Origin of the sequence: Streptomyces sp. NPDC045470 (genome assembly GCF_040646595.1) — a bacterium.
Classification (GTDB): domain Bacteria; phylum Actinomycetota; class Actinomycetes; order Streptomycetales; family Streptomycetaceae; genus Streptomyces.
Genome location: NZ_JBEZAN010000006.1, coordinates 51474 through 65167 on the forward strand (window position 1 = coordinate 51474; position 13694 = coordinate 65167).

General features: G+C 71.9%; 11 protein-coding genes and 1 riboswitch. Of the genes, 2 read left to right on the forward strand and 9 right to left on the reverse strand.

Annotated features, from left to right (window positions below):
• Positions 1 to 297 precede the first annotated feature (297 nt).
• The 6 genes from AB0A97_RS19465 to AB0A97_RS19490 form a co-directional block, all read right to left on the reverse strand.
• The gene (locus AB0A97_RS19465) at positions 298 to 1107 is read right to left on the reverse strand and encodes an enoyl-CoA hydratase (protein WP_361151230.1); all 810 of its coding nucleotides are present in this window, start codon (positions 1105 to 1107) and stop codon (positions 298 to 300) included.
• Positions 1104 to 2075 (reverse strand): 3-hydroxyisobutyrate dehydrogenase, encoded by a 972-nt coding sequence (gene mmsB, locus AB0A97_RS19470; RefSeq protein ID WP_361151233.1) that lies wholly within the window; start codon positions 2073 to 2075, stop codon positions 1104 to 1106. The genes AB0A97_RS19465 and mmsB overlap by 4 nt, the downstream gene beginning before the upstream one ends.
• Positions 2072 to 3142, reverse strand: coding sequence for an enoyl-CoA hydratase/isomerase family protein (locus AB0A97_RS19475; protein ID WP_361151235.1), 1071 nt, complete (start codon positions 3140 to 3142; stop codon positions 2072 to 2074). Before AB0A97_RS19475 ends, mmsB begins: the two co-directional genes overlap by 4 nt.
• Positions 3139 to 4341, reverse strand: a complete 1203-nt coding sequence (locus AB0A97_RS19480; RefSeq protein ID WP_361151936.1) for an acyl-CoA dehydrogenase family protein — start codon at positions 4339 to 4341, stop codon at positions 3139 to 3141. Before AB0A97_RS19480 ends, AB0A97_RS19475 begins: the two co-directional genes overlap by 4 nt.
• 14 nt (positions 4342 to 4355) lie before the next feature.
• The gene (locus AB0A97_RS19485) at positions 4356 to 5855 is read right to left on the reverse strand and encodes a CoA-acylating methylmalonate-semialdehyde dehydrogenase (protein ID WP_361151237.1); all 1500 of its coding nucleotides are present in this window, start codon (positions 5853 to 5855) and stop codon (positions 4356 to 4358) included.
• Positions 5856 to 6059: 204 nt separating this feature from the next.
• A riboswitch (cobalamin riboswitch) is annotated at positions 6060 to 6233 on the reverse strand.
• 104 nt (positions 6234 to 6337) lie between these two features.
• Positions 6338 to 7747: a short-chain fatty acyl-CoA regulator family protein gene (locus tag AB0A97_RS19490; RefSeq protein ID WP_361151239.1), complete on the reverse strand. Its 1410-nt coding sequence runs from the start codon at positions 7745 to 7747 to the stop codon at positions 6338 to 6340.
• 364 nt (positions 7748 to 8111) lie between these two features.
• On the opposite strand from AB0A97_RS19490, the gene aceA reads away from it, so the two are divergent.
• Entirely contained in the window at positions 8112 to 9395 is a 1284-nt protein-coding gene (aceA, locus tag AB0A97_RS19495; protein WP_361151241.1) for an isocitrate lyase, read from the forward strand.
• Between the two features lie 188 nt (positions 9396 to 9583).
• The gene (locus AB0A97_RS19500) at positions 9584 to 9925 is read left to right on the forward strand and encodes a hypothetical protein (RefSeq protein ID WP_361151243.1); all 342 of its coding nucleotides are present in this window, start codon (positions 9584 to 9586) and stop codon (positions 9923 to 9925) included.
• Positions 9926 to 10006: 81 nt separating this feature from the next.
• Here AB0A97_RS19500 and AB0A97_RS19505 read toward each other — a convergent pair whose 3' ends face one another.
• Genes AB0A97_RS19505 through AB0A97_RS19515 form a run of 3 tightly spaced genes read right to left on the reverse strand, consistent with a single transcriptional unit; the run spans position 10007 to position 13247 of the window.
• Positions 10007 to 11023: an alcohol dehydrogenase catalytic domain-containing protein gene (locus tag AB0A97_RS19505; protein WP_361151245.1), complete on the reverse strand. Its 1017-nt coding sequence runs from the start codon at positions 11021 to 11023 to the stop codon at positions 10007 to 10009.
• A complete protein-coding gene (locus AB0A97_RS19510) occupies positions 11020 to 11982 on the reverse strand; it encodes an inositol monophosphatase family protein (protein WP_361151248.1) in 963 nt (320 codons plus the stop codon). The genes AB0A97_RS19505 and AB0A97_RS19510 overlap by 4 nt, the downstream gene beginning before the upstream one ends.
• A complete protein-coding gene (locus tag AB0A97_RS19515; protein ID WP_361151251.1) occupies positions 11979 to 13247 on the reverse strand; it encodes an aspartate aminotransferase family protein in 1269 nt (422 codons plus the stop codon). Before AB0A97_RS19515 ends, AB0A97_RS19510 begins: the two co-directional genes overlap by 4 nt.
• Positions 13248 to 13694: the final 447 nt, after the last annotated feature.

Below are 13694 nucleotides of genomic sequence, written 5' to 3' on the forward strand. Positions count from 1 at the left end.
AAGTACGGCAACCGGCGAGGCGCCTGCAACCGGCTGCGGTGGCGAGCCACCGACGGCACCTGGGAGGGAGTGCGCACCGCGCTGATGGCTCAGACCGACGCGGACGAGGGCGTCGACCGGGTTGTGCCGGTGGACCCCATCGGCCCCGGCTGCCACCTGTACGAACGCCGCGACTGCGCCCAGCAGCGCCAGCCCTCCGGCGGCCGGTCGGCTCAGCGTCGCCCCGGACCGGTGACGGACGCATGTGCCGTATCCGGTGGTCGGGGCCCGCCCCGGCGCGGCGGGCCCCGAGGGCGCTCACCGGTGCCTGAACTCCGCCGCCCGCTTCTCCACGAACGCCGTCATGCCCTCCTTCTGGTCCGCGGTCGCGAACACCGCGTGGAACAGGCGCCGTTCGAAGCGGACGCCCTCGGCAAGGGTGGTTTCGAAGGCGCGGTTGACGGCTTCCTTGGCCATCATGGCGACCGGCGCGGACATGGCCGCCACCGTCTGGGCCACGGCGGCGGCCTCGGTCAGGAGGTCGGCGGCCGGTACCACCCGGGAGACCAGGCCGGCGCGCTCGGCCTCCGTCGCGTCCATGGTGCGGCCGGTCAGGCAGAGTTCCATCGCCTTGGCCTTGCCGACGGCGCGGGTGAGGCGCTGGGAGCCGCCGATGCCGGGGATGACGCCCAGCTTGATCTCGGGCTGGCCGAAGACGGCGGTGTCCGCGGCGAGCAGGATGTCGCAGAGCATGGCCAGTTCGCAGCCGCCGCCCAGCGCGTGGCCGGCCACCGCCGCGACGGTGGGGGTGCGCAGGGCGCCGAGGCGGTCCCAGGCGGTGAACCAGTCGCTGAGGTACATGTCCATGTACGACTGCGGGCGCATCTCCTTGATGTCGGCTCCGGCGGCGAACGCCTTCGCCGAGCCGGTGATGACGATGCAGCCGATGTCCGGGTCGCGGTCCAGTTCCTCGGTGGCCGCCACGACCTCGGTCATCACCTGGAGGTTGAGGGCGTTGAGTGCCTTGGGGCGGTTGAGGGTGAGGGTGGCGGTACGGCCGGTGCGCTCGACGAGGATCGTCTCGTACGGGTGGGTACGGGCGTTCATGGGTGTGGTGGCGCCGGTCATATGGCGGTTGTTCCGTTCTGGTCGGTTTCCTGCGGGTCCGCGCCGCCGCCGGAGCGGTGCCGGATGGTGCGTACGATCCCGGAGAAGTCCTCCGCCGCGCCGTCCCCCTCGGCGAACGCCGCGTACAGTTCGGCGGCGCGCAGGCCGAGTTCCGCGTCCACGCCGCCCGAGCGGACCGCGTTGGCGGCCAGGCCCAGGTCCTTGGCCATCAGCGGTGCCGCGAAACCCGGGCGGTAGTCGTGGTTGGCGGGGCTGCCCGGGACCGGGCCCGGCACCGGGCAGTTGACGCTCAGCGCCCAGCACTGGCCGCTGGCGGTGGACGCCACGTCGTACAGGGCCTGGTGGGACAGGCCCAGGCTCTCCCCGAGGACGAACGCCTCGCTGACGCCGATCATCGATATGCCGAGGATCATGTTGTTGCAGATCTTCGCGGCCTGCCCGGCGCCCGCCGCGCCGCAGTGCACCGCCTTCTTGCCCATCGCCGTGAGCAGCGGCTCGGCGCGCGCGAACTCCGCCGCGCCGCCGCCCGCCATGAACGTCAGCGTGCCGGCCTCGGCCCCGACCACACCGCCCGAGACCGGAGCGTCCAGCGCCTGGTGGCCCGCGCGTACGGCGGCCTCGTGGGCGGCACGGGCGTCGGCCACGTCGATGGTCGAGCAGTCGACGAACAGGGTGCCGGGGCGGGCTGCCGCGAGCAGCCCGCCGTCCTGGTAGAGGCCCAGGACGTGCCGTCCGGCGGGCAGCATGGTGAGCACCACGTCCGCGTCCGCCACCGCAGCCACAGCCGAAACGGCGGGTTCGACACCGGCCTCGGCGGCGGTCGCCAGCGCTTCCGGTACGAGGTCGAAACCGGTCACCCGGTGACCGGCCTTGACCAGGTTGGCGGCCATCGGGCCGCCCATGTTGCCGAGTCCGACGAATCCGAGGGTGAGGGGCGCGCCATCCCCCTGGCGTGTTTCCGTGGTCACCAGGGCACCTCCTGCGTACCGGCGCCGTCGGCGAGACCCAGTTCGCGGGCGCCGAGCGGGGCGAAGAAGCGGGCCACGTCCTCGTCCGTGACCTCGGTGAGCCCGGCGGGGGACCAGCGCGGCGCGCGGTCCTTGTCGATCACCTGCGCGCGGATGCCCTCGACCAGGTCCGGCGCGGCCAGCGCCGCGCACGAGACGCGGTACTCCTGGTCCAGTACCCGTTCGAGCGGCCCCAGGTCGCGGGCCCGGCGCAGTGCGGCCAGGGTGACCTTCAGAGAGGTGGGGGACTTGGCGAGGATCGTCTCGGCGGCCTCCTTGGCCTCCGGGACGCCGCTGCTGAGCAGCCGGTCCACGATCTCCTCGACGGTGCCGGCCGCGTAGCAGGGGTCGATCCACTGGCGGTGGGCCGCCAGTTCGCCCTCGGGCACCTCCTGTACGTACCGGGGCAGTACCTCGGGCACCGGGGCGGCGGCGAGGTCCGCCAGCAGCCCCGCCACCCGCTCCGACGGGACGAAGTGGTCGGCGAGCCCGCACAGCAGCGCGTCACCGGCCCGCACCGGTGCCCCGGTGAGCGCCAGGTGCGTGCCCAGTTCGCCGGGTGCGAGTGCCAGCAGGTACGTGCCGCCGACGTCCGGTACGAAGCCGATGCCGGTCTCGGGCATGGCGACCTGGGAGCGCTCGGTGACGATCCGTACGCTGCCGTGCGCCGAGACGCCGACGCCGCCGCCCATCACGATGCCGTCCATGACGGCGACGTACGGCTTGGGGTAGCGCGCGATCCGGGCGTTGAGCCGGTACTCGTCGCGCCAGAACGCGGCGGAGGCCGAGCCGTCGCCGGTCCGCGCGTCCGCATGGATGGCGCGGATGTCGCCGCCGGCGCACAGGCCGCGCTCGCCCGCTCCAGTGATCACGACGGTCTCGACCGTCGGGTCGTGCTCCCACGCGTCCAGGGCCGCGTCGATCCGGCGCACCATGGCGTGGTCGAGGGCGTTGAGCGCCTTCGGCCGGTTGAGCGTGAGGTACGCCGCGCCGCCCTCGGTCCGCAGCAGTACGGAGTCGTCGGTCATCGGGCGGCCCCCGTCCCGGCGCGGGCGCCGCCGGTCTTCGCCCCGGTCAGCCCGCGGGCCACGATCAAGCGCATGATCTCGTTCGTCCCTTCCAGGATCTGGTGCACCCGAAGATCGCGGACGATCTTCTCGATGCCGTACTCACTCAGGTAGCCATAGCCCCCGTGCAGTTGCAGCGCGCGGTCGGCGACGGAGTAACCCGTGTCGGTGGCGAACCGCTTGGCCATCGCGCACAACTGCGGCGCCTGCGGGTCCGCCCGGTCCAGCGCCTCGGCCGCCTGCCGTACCAGCGCGCGGGCGGCGGTCAGCTCGGTCGCCATGTCGGCGAGCCGGAACTGGAGTGCCTGCGCCTCCAGCAGCCGCCCTCCGAACGCCTCCCGGTCCGCGAGGTACGCCTGCGCGGCGTGCAGCGCGCTCTGCCCGCCGCCGAGGGAGCAGGCGGCGATGCCCAGGCGGCCGCCGTTCAGCCCGCTCATCGCGATACGGAAGCCGTCGCCCTCCGCACCGAGCCGCCGGCCGGCGGGGACGCGCACCTCGTCGAGGATCACCTGCCGGGTGGGCTGCGCGTTCCACCCCATCTTCTTCTCGTTGGCGCCGAACGACAGCCCCGGGTCGTCCCGCTCCACGAGGAACGCCGAGATGCCGCCGGGGCCGTCCTCGCCGGTACGGGCCATCACCACGTACACCTGCGAGGTCCCGGCGCCGGAGATGAACTGCTTCACTCCGGTCAGCACGTAGGAGTCGCCGTCGCGCACCGCACGCGTGCGCAGCGCCGCGGCGTCCGACCCGGCGCCCGGCTCGGTCAGGCAGTAGCTGCCCAGGTCGGCCATCGAGCACAGGCCGGGCAGCCGGCGGGCGCGCTGCGCGTCGTCGCCGTACCGGTCGATCATCCAGGCGACCATGTTGTGGATGGAGAGATAGCCCGCGATGGACGGGCAGGCGGTGGCCAGCACCTCGAAGACCAGCACGCCGTCCGCGCGGCTCAGCGCGGACCCGCCGTGCTCCTCCCGTACGTAGATCCCGCCGAGCCCGAGCCCGGCGGCCTTGCGCAGCACGTCCACGGGGAAGTGCTTGTCCTGGTCCCAGGCCACGGCGTGCGGCGCGATGTGCTCCTGCGCGAAGTCCAGCGTCGTCTCGACGATGGCGAGCTGGTCGGCGGTGAGTGAGGTCAGCGAGGCGGCCGTGGTGGCGGTGGTCATGACGCTCATCGCGCTCAGCCCATCGTCGGGAGGGTGAAGCTCGCGCCTTCCTTGACCCCGGAGGGCCAGCGCGAGGTGACGGTCTTGGTACGGGTGTAGAAGCGGATCGCGTCCGGGCCGTGCTGGTTCAGGTCGCCGAAGCCGGACCGCTTCCAGCCGCCGAAGGTGTGGTACGCGACCGGTACCGGGATCGGCACGTTCACGCCGATCATGCCGGTGTCCACCCGGCGGCTGAAGTCCCGCGCGGTGTCGCCGTCGCGGGTGAAGATGGCCACGCCGTTGCCGTACGGGTGCTCCGTGGGCAGCCGCAGCGCCTCCTCGTAGTCCGCGGCCCGTACCACCGACAGGACCGGGCCGAAGATCTCCTCCTGGTAGATCCGCATGTCCGGGGTGACCCGGTCGAAGAGCGACGCGCCCGCGAAGAAGCCGTCCTCGTGGCCGGGCAGGGTGAAGCCGCGTCCGTCGACGACGAGTTCCGCGCCCTCGGTGACGCCGAGGTCCACATAGGCGCGGACCCGGTCCAGCGCGTCACGGCTCACCAGCGGCCCGAAGTCGGCGTGCGGGTCGTCGGAGCGGCCGACGCGCAGCGTGCCGACCCGCTCCTTGAGCCGCGCCACCAGCGCGTCGGCGGTCTCCTCGCCCACCGGCACGGCGACCGAGATCGCCATGCAGCGCTCACCCGCCGATCCGTACCCGGCGCCCACCAGCGCGTCCACCGCCTGGTCGAGGTCGGCGTCCGGCATCACGATGAGGTGGTTCTTGGCGCCGCCGAAGCACTGGGCGCGCTTGCCGTGCGCGGCGGCGGTCGCGTAGATGTGCGCGGCGATCGGCGTCGAGCCGACGAAGCCCAGCGCTTCGACGCGCGGGTCCGCCAGCAGCGTGTCCACCGCCTCCTTGCCGCCGTGGACGACATTGAATATGCCCGGCGGCAGTCCCGCCTCCAGGAACAGCTCGGCCAGCCGCAGCGGCACCGAAGGCGCCCGCTCGGACGGCTTCAGAAGGAACGCGTTGCCGCAGGCGATGGCCGGCGCGGCCTTCCACAGCGGGATCATCGCGGGGAAGTTGAACGGGGTGATCCCGGCCACCACGCCGATGGGACGGCGCAGCGAGTGCACGTCGATGCCGGTACCGGCGTTGTCGGTGAACTCGCCCTTGAGCAGGTGCGGGACGCCGGCCGCGAACTCCACCACCTCCAGGCCGCGCTGGAGATCGCCGTGCGCGTCCGCGACCGTCTTGCCGTGCTCGCTCGACAGCAGCCGGGCCAGCGCGTCCCGCTCGCCCTCCACCAGGCGCAGGAAGTTCAGCAGGACGCGGGCGCGCCGCTGCGGGTTCCACTCGCCCCACTCGGGCTGGGCGGCCGCGGCGTCGGCGACGGCGGCCGCCGTCTCGGCCTGGCCGGCGAGCGGCACCCGGGCCTGCACGGTGCCGGTGTTGGGGTCGTACACCTCGCCGTGCGCGCCCGATGTTCCCGGTACGTGCTCGCCGCCGATGAAATGGGTCAGTTCTCGGACCATGGGGGCCTGCTCTCGTCAGGTGAGATCCGGGGATGGCACGGCCGGGCCCACGGGCGGCGCGGATGGCGCGCGGACCGTGGCGGGGCCGTGGGACGCGAAAGGCGTGGAACCGTCAGCGCGCGGGCGGTGCCGCGGGCCGGGCCGGATCACCTGGGTTGTGGGTACGCACCGATGCCATGCGTGTCTGCTCCATCCTCGTGGACAACACGGAACAACACCCGCGGCCGGTATCCTGGCTTCCGGATCGTCGTGCGCCGCCCGCCTTCCCGACGCACCCGCGTCAGTGGCGTGTTGCTCGGCGTCGCACTCCCCGGTCACAGTGGCGGGACCACGCCGGATTCGCACCGGCTTCCCTGCACCGCGGGCCTACGTCACGAACATATAGTTGGACGTCCTAGTAAGTCCAGGGGGATCGGTGATCTTCCGGGTGCCCCGGGGCGGGCCGCTGGGACCGCGTACGCCTCTCAGCCCTCCCGTACCCCTCAGCCCTCCCGCACCGGATACGGCACGAACGTGCTGCTGTTCTCGTCGATGGCCAGGGGACGGCCGAGCGGCGGCACGGCGCGCTGCGGGCACTCCAGGCGTTCGCAGACCCGGCAGCCCATGCCGATGGGGATGGCGGCACCGGCGTTGTCCAGGTCGAGGCCGTCGGAGTAGACCAGCCGGGAGGCGTGCCGGATCTCGCAGCCGAGGCCGATGGCGAAGGTCTTGCCCGGATCGCCCCAGCCGCCGCGGTGCCGGGTGACGGTGCGGGCCGTCCACAGGTAGCGGCGGCCGTCCGGCATGGCGGCGATCTGTACGTGGATACGGCTGGGCGCGGTGAACGCCTCGTAGACGTTCCACAGCGGGCAGGTACCACCCGCCCGGGAGAAGTGGAAGCCGGTGGCGGACTGCCGCTTGGACATGTTGCCGGCCCGGTCGACGCGGACGAAGGAGAACGGGACCCCGCGCCGGCGCGGCCGTTGCAGGGTGCTCAGCCGGTGGCACACCGTCTCGTACCCGAGGCCGAACCGGTCGGTCAGCCGCTCGATGTCGTACCGCAGCTCCTCGGCCGCGGCGTGGAACGGGCCGTACGGCAGCACCAGCGCCGCCGCGAAGTAGTTGGCGATCCCGATCCTGGCCAGCGACCAGGCCGTCGTGCCCTCCTCGAAGTCCTCGGAGGCGGGCCGCGACAGCTCCTCGCCGGCCTCCAGCAGCGCGAGCTGGGTCGCCATGCGGAAGGCGCGCTGCCCGGGCCGCAGTCCCGCCGACAGGCGCAGCACCCGGGCGGACGGATCGTAGTGGTGCAGCGGCCCGTCGGGCGTGTCGACGAGGCGTACGCCGTGCCGTCCGGTGAGCCGGGCGGTCAGGGCGCGTCCCGCCTCACCGGGACGGATGCCCAGCTCGGCGGCGAGTTCCTCGGCGGCGGTGTCGGCCTCGTGCAGGTAGTTCTGCCGCCGGTAGAAGAACTCGCGGATCTCCTCGTGCGGGGAGAGCGGCGCGGCCGGGTCGGTGCCGCCGCCGTCCCGGCCCTCCGCCACCTCCGCCAGCCGCTCGGTCAGCGCCAGGTTGCGCCGCCCGAGGCCGAGCAGCACCGACGCCACCGCGGGCTGCCGGGAAGCGAGTTCGGACAGGTCGGTGGGGGAGACCCGGCCGGCGGCCAGCTCGTCGGCGAGCGCCTCGCGCAGGTCGGCCAGCATCCGGCTGGTGTCGCGCTCGGAGAAGAAGCCGGGGTCCACCCCGAAGGTCTCGGTCAGCCGCAGCAGTACGGGCACGGTCAGCGGCCGTGAGTCGTGCTCCATCTGGTTCAGGTAGCTGGGCGAGATGGCCAGGACGCGGGCCAGCGCCGCCTGGCTGAACCCGCGCTCCTCCCGCAGCCGGCGCAGCCGCGCCCCGGCGTAGATCTTGCTCACGGTGTCCCCTCCGTCGCTGCCGCCCGGCTCACCCTAGTCGCCGTACGGCGGTCACGGACCTTCGCAACCTTGGCAGAAAGGCGCCACAAGATGGGCAGAACTTGGCTGCGGGCCACCGTTGATGGCACCAAGTGCCACTGCCAGAGTCGGTGGTGCGGCCCCCCGGCAGCATTGCTCACCCCGCCACCGGGACCTCCGGCGGGCCGCACCTCAGCAATTCGTGGCGCTGCTACGGCACTCGGTGCACGCGGTGCCGAGGATTCGCACCCTTCACCGGCAGTCCACCACAGCAGCCCACCACCCACCACCACAGAGCAGTCCACGGCTCAGCACAGCGGTCCGAGCGAACACCCGGGAGATGGTCATGGCACAGACAGGTACCGAGACGGCCGAGGAACTGGCCCGGCGGTGGGCGACCGACCCGCGGTGGCAGGGCACCACCCGTACCCACAGCGCCGCCGACGTGCTGCGGCTCTCCGGCAGCGTCCGCGAGGAGCACACCCTGGCCCGGCGCGGCGCCGAGCGCCTGTGGCGGCAACTCCACGAGCAGGACTACCTCCACGCCCTCGGCGCGCTGACCGGCGGCCAGGCCGTGCAGCAGGTCAAGGCCGGTCTGCAGGCGGTCTACCTCTCGGGCTGGCAGGTCGCCGCCGACGCCAACCAGGCCGGTCACACCTACCCGGACCAGAGTCTCTACCCGGCCAACTCGGTGCCGCAGGTGGTGCGCCGCATCAACAACGCGCTGCTGCGCGCCGACCAGATCGCCACCGCCGAGGAGGCCGGGGACACGACGGACTGGCTGGTGCCGATCGTCGCCGACGCCGAGGCCGGGTTCGGCGGCCCGCTCAACGCCTTCGAGCTGACCAAGGCGATGATCGAGGCGGGCGCGGCCGGCATCCACTACGAGGACCAGCTCGCCTCGGAGAAGAAGTGCGGCCACCTCGGCGGCAAGGTCCTGGTGCCCACCTCCCAGCACCTGCGCACCCTGGGCGCGGCCCGCCTGGCCGCCGACATCGCCGATGTGCCGACGGTGCTCGTCGCCCGCACCGACGCCCTCGCCGCCAACCTGCTGACCAGCGACGTCGACGAGAACGACGCCCGCTTCTGCACCGGGGAACGCACCGCGGAGGGCTTCTACCGCGTCGAGAACGGCATGGCCCCCGCCATCGCCCGCGGCCTGGCGTACGCCCCGTACGCGGACCTGCTGTGGATGGAGACCGGCACGCCCGACCTGGCCCAGGCCCGCGAGTTCGCCGAAGCGATCCACGCCCACCACCCCGACCAGATGCTGGCGTACAACTGCTCGCCGTCCTTCAACTGGCGCGCCGCGCTGGACGACGACCAGATCGCCAAGTTCCAGCGGGAGCTGGGCGCGATGGGATACCGCTTCCAGTTCATCACCCTGGCCGGCTTCCACTCCCTCAACCACGGCATGTTCGACCTCGCGCGCGGCTACGCCGAACACGGCATGACGGCCTACGTCGACCTCCAGGAGCGTGAGTTCGCCGCCCAGCAGCACGGCTTCACCGCCGTCAAGCACCAGCGCGAGGTCGGCACCGGTTACTTCGACCTGGTCGCCGGCGCCGTCAACCCGGCCTCCGAGACGACCGCGCTGCGCGGCTCGACCGAGGAGGAGCAGTTCCACTAGAGACGGCCGCTGGAGACGGCCGCTGGGGACGGGCACCAGGGGCGGCCTCTGAGTACGGTCCTCGACAATGGCCCCTCCAGCCGGGCGGACCCCCCGTACGAGACCTGACGGGCACTGAGTACGTGCCCGCCCGGCCCTGAGTACCCGACCCGATACCGCGCCGTCCCGTCCCGGGCAGGCTGACGACCATGAACGCACCAGCCCCTTCGCCCGCCTCCGCCGACCTGTCGGCGCCCGATCCGTTCGCCCCTTCCACGACCGCCCTGCGGGTGTTCGCCGCCCTCGGCATCCCGCTGCTCGGCGTCGCGTACGTGCTGTTCGCGATCATCGTCCTCAACCAGGCGCACAGCGGCGACGGAGCGAGTGGACCGCTGGTGGGCGTGGCCCAAACGGTCATGTGGCTGTCCCTCGTCTCCGGTCTGGTCGCGCTCGCCGTCCCGATGAGCTACCGGGCACGGCGCGACACCGTGTGGGTCCAGTACGCCCTGCTGGCCGCCGGCCCGGTGCTGGCCGCCGTCGATTTCTCCTGACGGCCCCGCCGGCCGGCCCGCACGGTCGGCCCCTCCGGCCGGCTTCGTCGTCCGGCCGGAGGGGCCCGGGACCGGACCGCGTCACTCCGGTACGAGCACCACCTTGAGCGCCGAGTACGGCGTCCCGGGCGCCGCGGCGAGCGCCGCGAACGCCTCCTCGTGCCGCTCCAGCGGGAAGCGGTGGGTCACCAGCCGCTCCAGCGGCAGCCACCGGGCCAGCTCGATCGCCTTCGGGAACACCTGGCTGTTGTAGTCACCGGCCCCGATGATCTGCAGACCGCGCTGGAGGATCTCCAGCGGCCGCACGGTGGCCGAGGCCTTGCTGTTGTAGCCCATGATCACCACGCGTCCGCGGGCCGCCGCGTACCCCAGGCTCTGCTCCAGCAGGTTGCCCACGGTGTCGATGACCACGTCGCCGCGCCGCGCCAGTTCGGCCTCGTCCGGGGTGTGCACGGTCACCCGGCCCGCACCGTCCTGCGCGAACACCTTGCGGCACAGCTCCTGCCGGTACGGGTCCGGCTCGATCAGCAGGACCCGGGCACCGTAGTGCTGAGCCGCCATCGCACAGACCACGCCCACCGGCCCGCCGCCGACGATCACCGCGGTCTCGCCTGCCTCCAGGCGGCCCGCCTCGATGTTGTTCAGCGCACACGCCAGCGGCTCCACGACCACCGCGCGGTCGAAATCCATGCCCTCGGGCATGGTGTGGACGAACCGTTCGGGCAGCCGGATGAACTCGGCGAACGCGCCGTCCAGGTCCAGCCCGACCTCCGTACCGGCCTTGTTGGCACAGAAGTCCCAGTGCCCGCGCAGGCAGGACGGGCAGCCGCCGCAGTAGAGCGTCGGGTTGACGATGACCCGGTCGCCCGGCTTGAGCGCGGTCACCGCCGCCCCCACCGCGTCCACGGTGCCGACCGCCTCGTGCCCCATCACCACACCGGGCACGGCGGGGAACTTGCCCACGAGCACGCTGCGGTCGGTGCCGCAGATGCCGGTCTGCACGACCCGCACCACGACGTCGGTGGGCGCGGAAGCCTCCGGCTTCGGGTGGTCGACCAGCGACACCGTGCGCCGCTCGTTCAGGATCAGGGCCTTCACCGGGTTCCTCCTGCGGTGGTGGGGGCGGCGCCGGGGAGGTCCCACCGGATGGCGCCGAGCAGTTCCTTGTGGAGCTGGGGGGTGGCCGCCGCGATGCACGACTTCTGGTTCATCGGGTCCAGGTCGAGCAGTTGGGTGGTCCCCAGGTCGTCGCCGTAGGCGTCGGTGATGGTGACCCCGGCGCGCTTGGCGAGGTAGGTCGCGGCGGCGATGTCGTACGGGAACAGGTGCAGGATCGAGCCGCGCCCGGCCGCCAGGAAGTCCGGCTCGGTCGCCGGGTGGTCGCGCAGGACGCGGTTGCCGATGTCCACGTACGCGTCGAGCTGGCCGGTGATGATGCGCGAGATCGAGAAGGTGGCGCTGTTGAACACGAAGATGCCGCCGGTGTTGGCGGACCGGTCCACCAGATGCGCGTACGCCGCCGTCATCAGGTGCATGGGGTGGCCGTTGAACTCGATCGACCAGAACATCTTCGCCGGGTCGGTGGTACGGCTGAGCCGGGGCAGCGCGTGCGGGAAGCCGCCGTGCGTCAGTCCTTCGTCGTCGTCACCGTAGATCCATGCACCCGACTTGATCTCCAGCAGGTACGCCGCGGTGACGTCGTCCAGTGTCGGCGCGGACCGCGCCAGCGGCGCCGCGGCGATCGAGACCATGCCCATCTCCAGCCCGGCCGAGGTCGGCCGGGTGCCGTCGATGGGGTCCACGACCAGCACGTACCGCGGATCGGGTGCCAGCTCGACCAGCGAGCCGTCCTCGGTGTAGACCGCGAGCGGTACGTCCGCGTGCGCGCGCAGATACGTCAGGACGGCCCGCTCGGCCACCTCGTCCACGTCGAACTGCGCGTCGCCGCCGGGGGAGTCGCCGTGCACCTGCCGGGCCAGCCCCTGATCGGCGTAGGTCATCAGCTCGGCCCTGACGTGCTGCCCCAGTCCCGTCAGCAGCTTCTTCAGCCGGGTCATGCGGCCAGCTCCGCGCGGAAGAGGTTCTCCAGGCGGTCGCACAGCAGCTCCGCCTGGTCGAGGGTGAGGATCAGCGGCGGCCGGATCTTGAGCACGTTGCCGTAGCCGTACCGGGAGGTGCGCAGGATCAGTCCGTGCTGCCCGGCCGCGCTCGCCAGGTGGTTGGTCAGCTTGACGGCTGGCTTGCCGTCGGGGTGCGCGATCTCGAAACCGATCATGAGGCCGACGCCGCGGACGTCGGCGATGGCCGGGTGACGGGTCTGCATGTCCGCGAGCCGGCCGAGGATGTAGTTGCCGGTGGCCCGGACGTTGGCCAGGAACTCCGGCTGCCGGACGATGTCCAGGGTGACGTTGGCCGCCGAGGCCGCCAGCAGGTTGGCGCCGTAGGTGAAGGAGTGGTGGTTGGCCGGCAGGCCCGCCAGCCGCTCGTTGGTCAGGATCGCCGCGACCTGCGCGCCCGAACCGCCGAGCCCCTTCGCGGTGGTGATGGCGTCGGGCTCCACGTCGAAGTGCTGCGCCGCGAACATCTGCCCCGTACGGCCGATGCCGGTCTGGATCTCGTCGAAGATCAGCACGATGTCGTGCTCGTCGCAGAAGGCCCGCAGCTTCGGGAAATAGCCGTCCGGCGGGACGATGTTGCCGCCGTTGCCGGAGATCGGCTCCACGATGATGGCGGCGACCTGGCCGGTGCTGGCGTACTCCAGGAAGTCCTCGATGCGGTCGACGCACATCATCCCGCAACTGCCCTGCTGCTGCCCGTAGAAGCAGCGGAAGCAGTACGGGTCCGGCACCTGGAGCGTGCGCGGGAAGAGCGAGGGGAACGGCTCCTTGCGGAAGGCGTTGCCCGACATCGAGGTCATCATCATGGTCTGCCCGAGGTGGCTGCGGAACAGGGAGATGACCTCCGAGCGCCCCGTGGCGTGCTGCGCCATCTTGATGACGCCCTCGTTGGCGGTGGAACCGCCGGAGACCTTCGGGTGCACCTTGGTCAGGTTGTCGGGGGAGACCTCCACCAGCCGGCGCACCAGGCCGTTGATCGGGTCGCTCTGCACGGAGGAGGTCAGATGGGTGAAGACGTCCAACTGGTCCTTCATCGCCTGGATGACCGCCGGATGCGAGTACCCGAGGCTCAGGTTGAAGGTGGCGGAGGCGCAGTCGAGGTATTCGTTGCCGTCCTCGTCGTAAAGGTAGATCCCTTCACCGCGCACCATCTTCTGGGCGCTGACGGGGTAATAGAGCAGATCACGTACGTTTGTGGCGTCCATGAACATTTCTCCTCGAAGAAGACATGCTGTTGCCAGATATGGGTGACGGGATGCATGGGCACGCCTGCCCGGCCCCTGACCTGCGCCACTCGCGCGGGCCTGAACGCCGGCCGGTGGCGGGGTGGTGGCAGGGGTGGCGTGCTCTCCGGTGGCGGGCCCGGACTCCGCGGGGCGGTCGGTCCCCGGCCGGGCACTTCACCTTCTGACGCCAACGACACTAACAGTCAGGATGTTCGTTTCGCTTGATCATCTGTGAATCGGCTGGATTCCATCAGATCGGCGGTCGGCCGGCCTCGCGGGGGAAGCCGTGATGGGGTGCGTGAGCTGCACAGACGGGGTGGTGTGGGGGAGGGTCGGAGTTCGGCCGGGCGGTGGCGGAGTTCTGTCGCCGGGGCCGCAGGAGACTTCGACAAGGCTCTAAGGGGCGGCATACGGAGGGTTGGGGTG

Bases quoted from the DNA above. Each gene is read 5' to 3' on its own strand.
- AB0A97_RS19480 (WP_361151936.1), bottom strand. From the start codon at position 4,341: ATGACCACCGCCACCACGGCCGCCTCGCTGACCTCACTCACCGCCGAC.
- AB0A97_RS19475 (WP_361151235.1), bottom strand. From the start codon at position 3,142: ATGACCGACGACTCCGTACTGCTGCGGACCGAGGGCGGCGCGGCGTAC.
- AB0A97_RS19515 (WP_361151251.1), bottom strand. From the start codon at position 13,247: ATGGACGCCACAAACGTACGTGATCTGCTCTATTACCCCGTCAGCGCC.
- AB0A97_RS19510 (WP_361151248.1), bottom strand. From the start codon at position 11,982: ATGACCCGGCTGAAGAAGCTGCTGACGGGACTGGGGCAGCACGTCAGG.
- AB0A97_RS19500 (WP_361151243.1), top strand. From the start codon at position 9,584: ATGAACGCACCAGCCCCTTCGCCCGCCTCCGCCGACCTGTCGGCGCCC.
- AB0A97_RS19465 (WP_361151230.1), bottom strand. From the start codon at position 1,107: ATGACCGGCGCCACCACACCCATGAACGCCCGTACCCACCCGTACGAG.
- aceA (WP_361151241.1), top strand. From the start codon at position 8,112: ATGGCACAGACAGGTACCGAGACGGCCGAGGAACTGGCCCGGCGGTGG.
- AB0A97_RS19485 (WP_361151237.1), bottom strand. From the start codon at position 5,855: ATGGTCCGAGAACTGACCCATTTCATCGGCGGCGAGCACGTACCGGGA.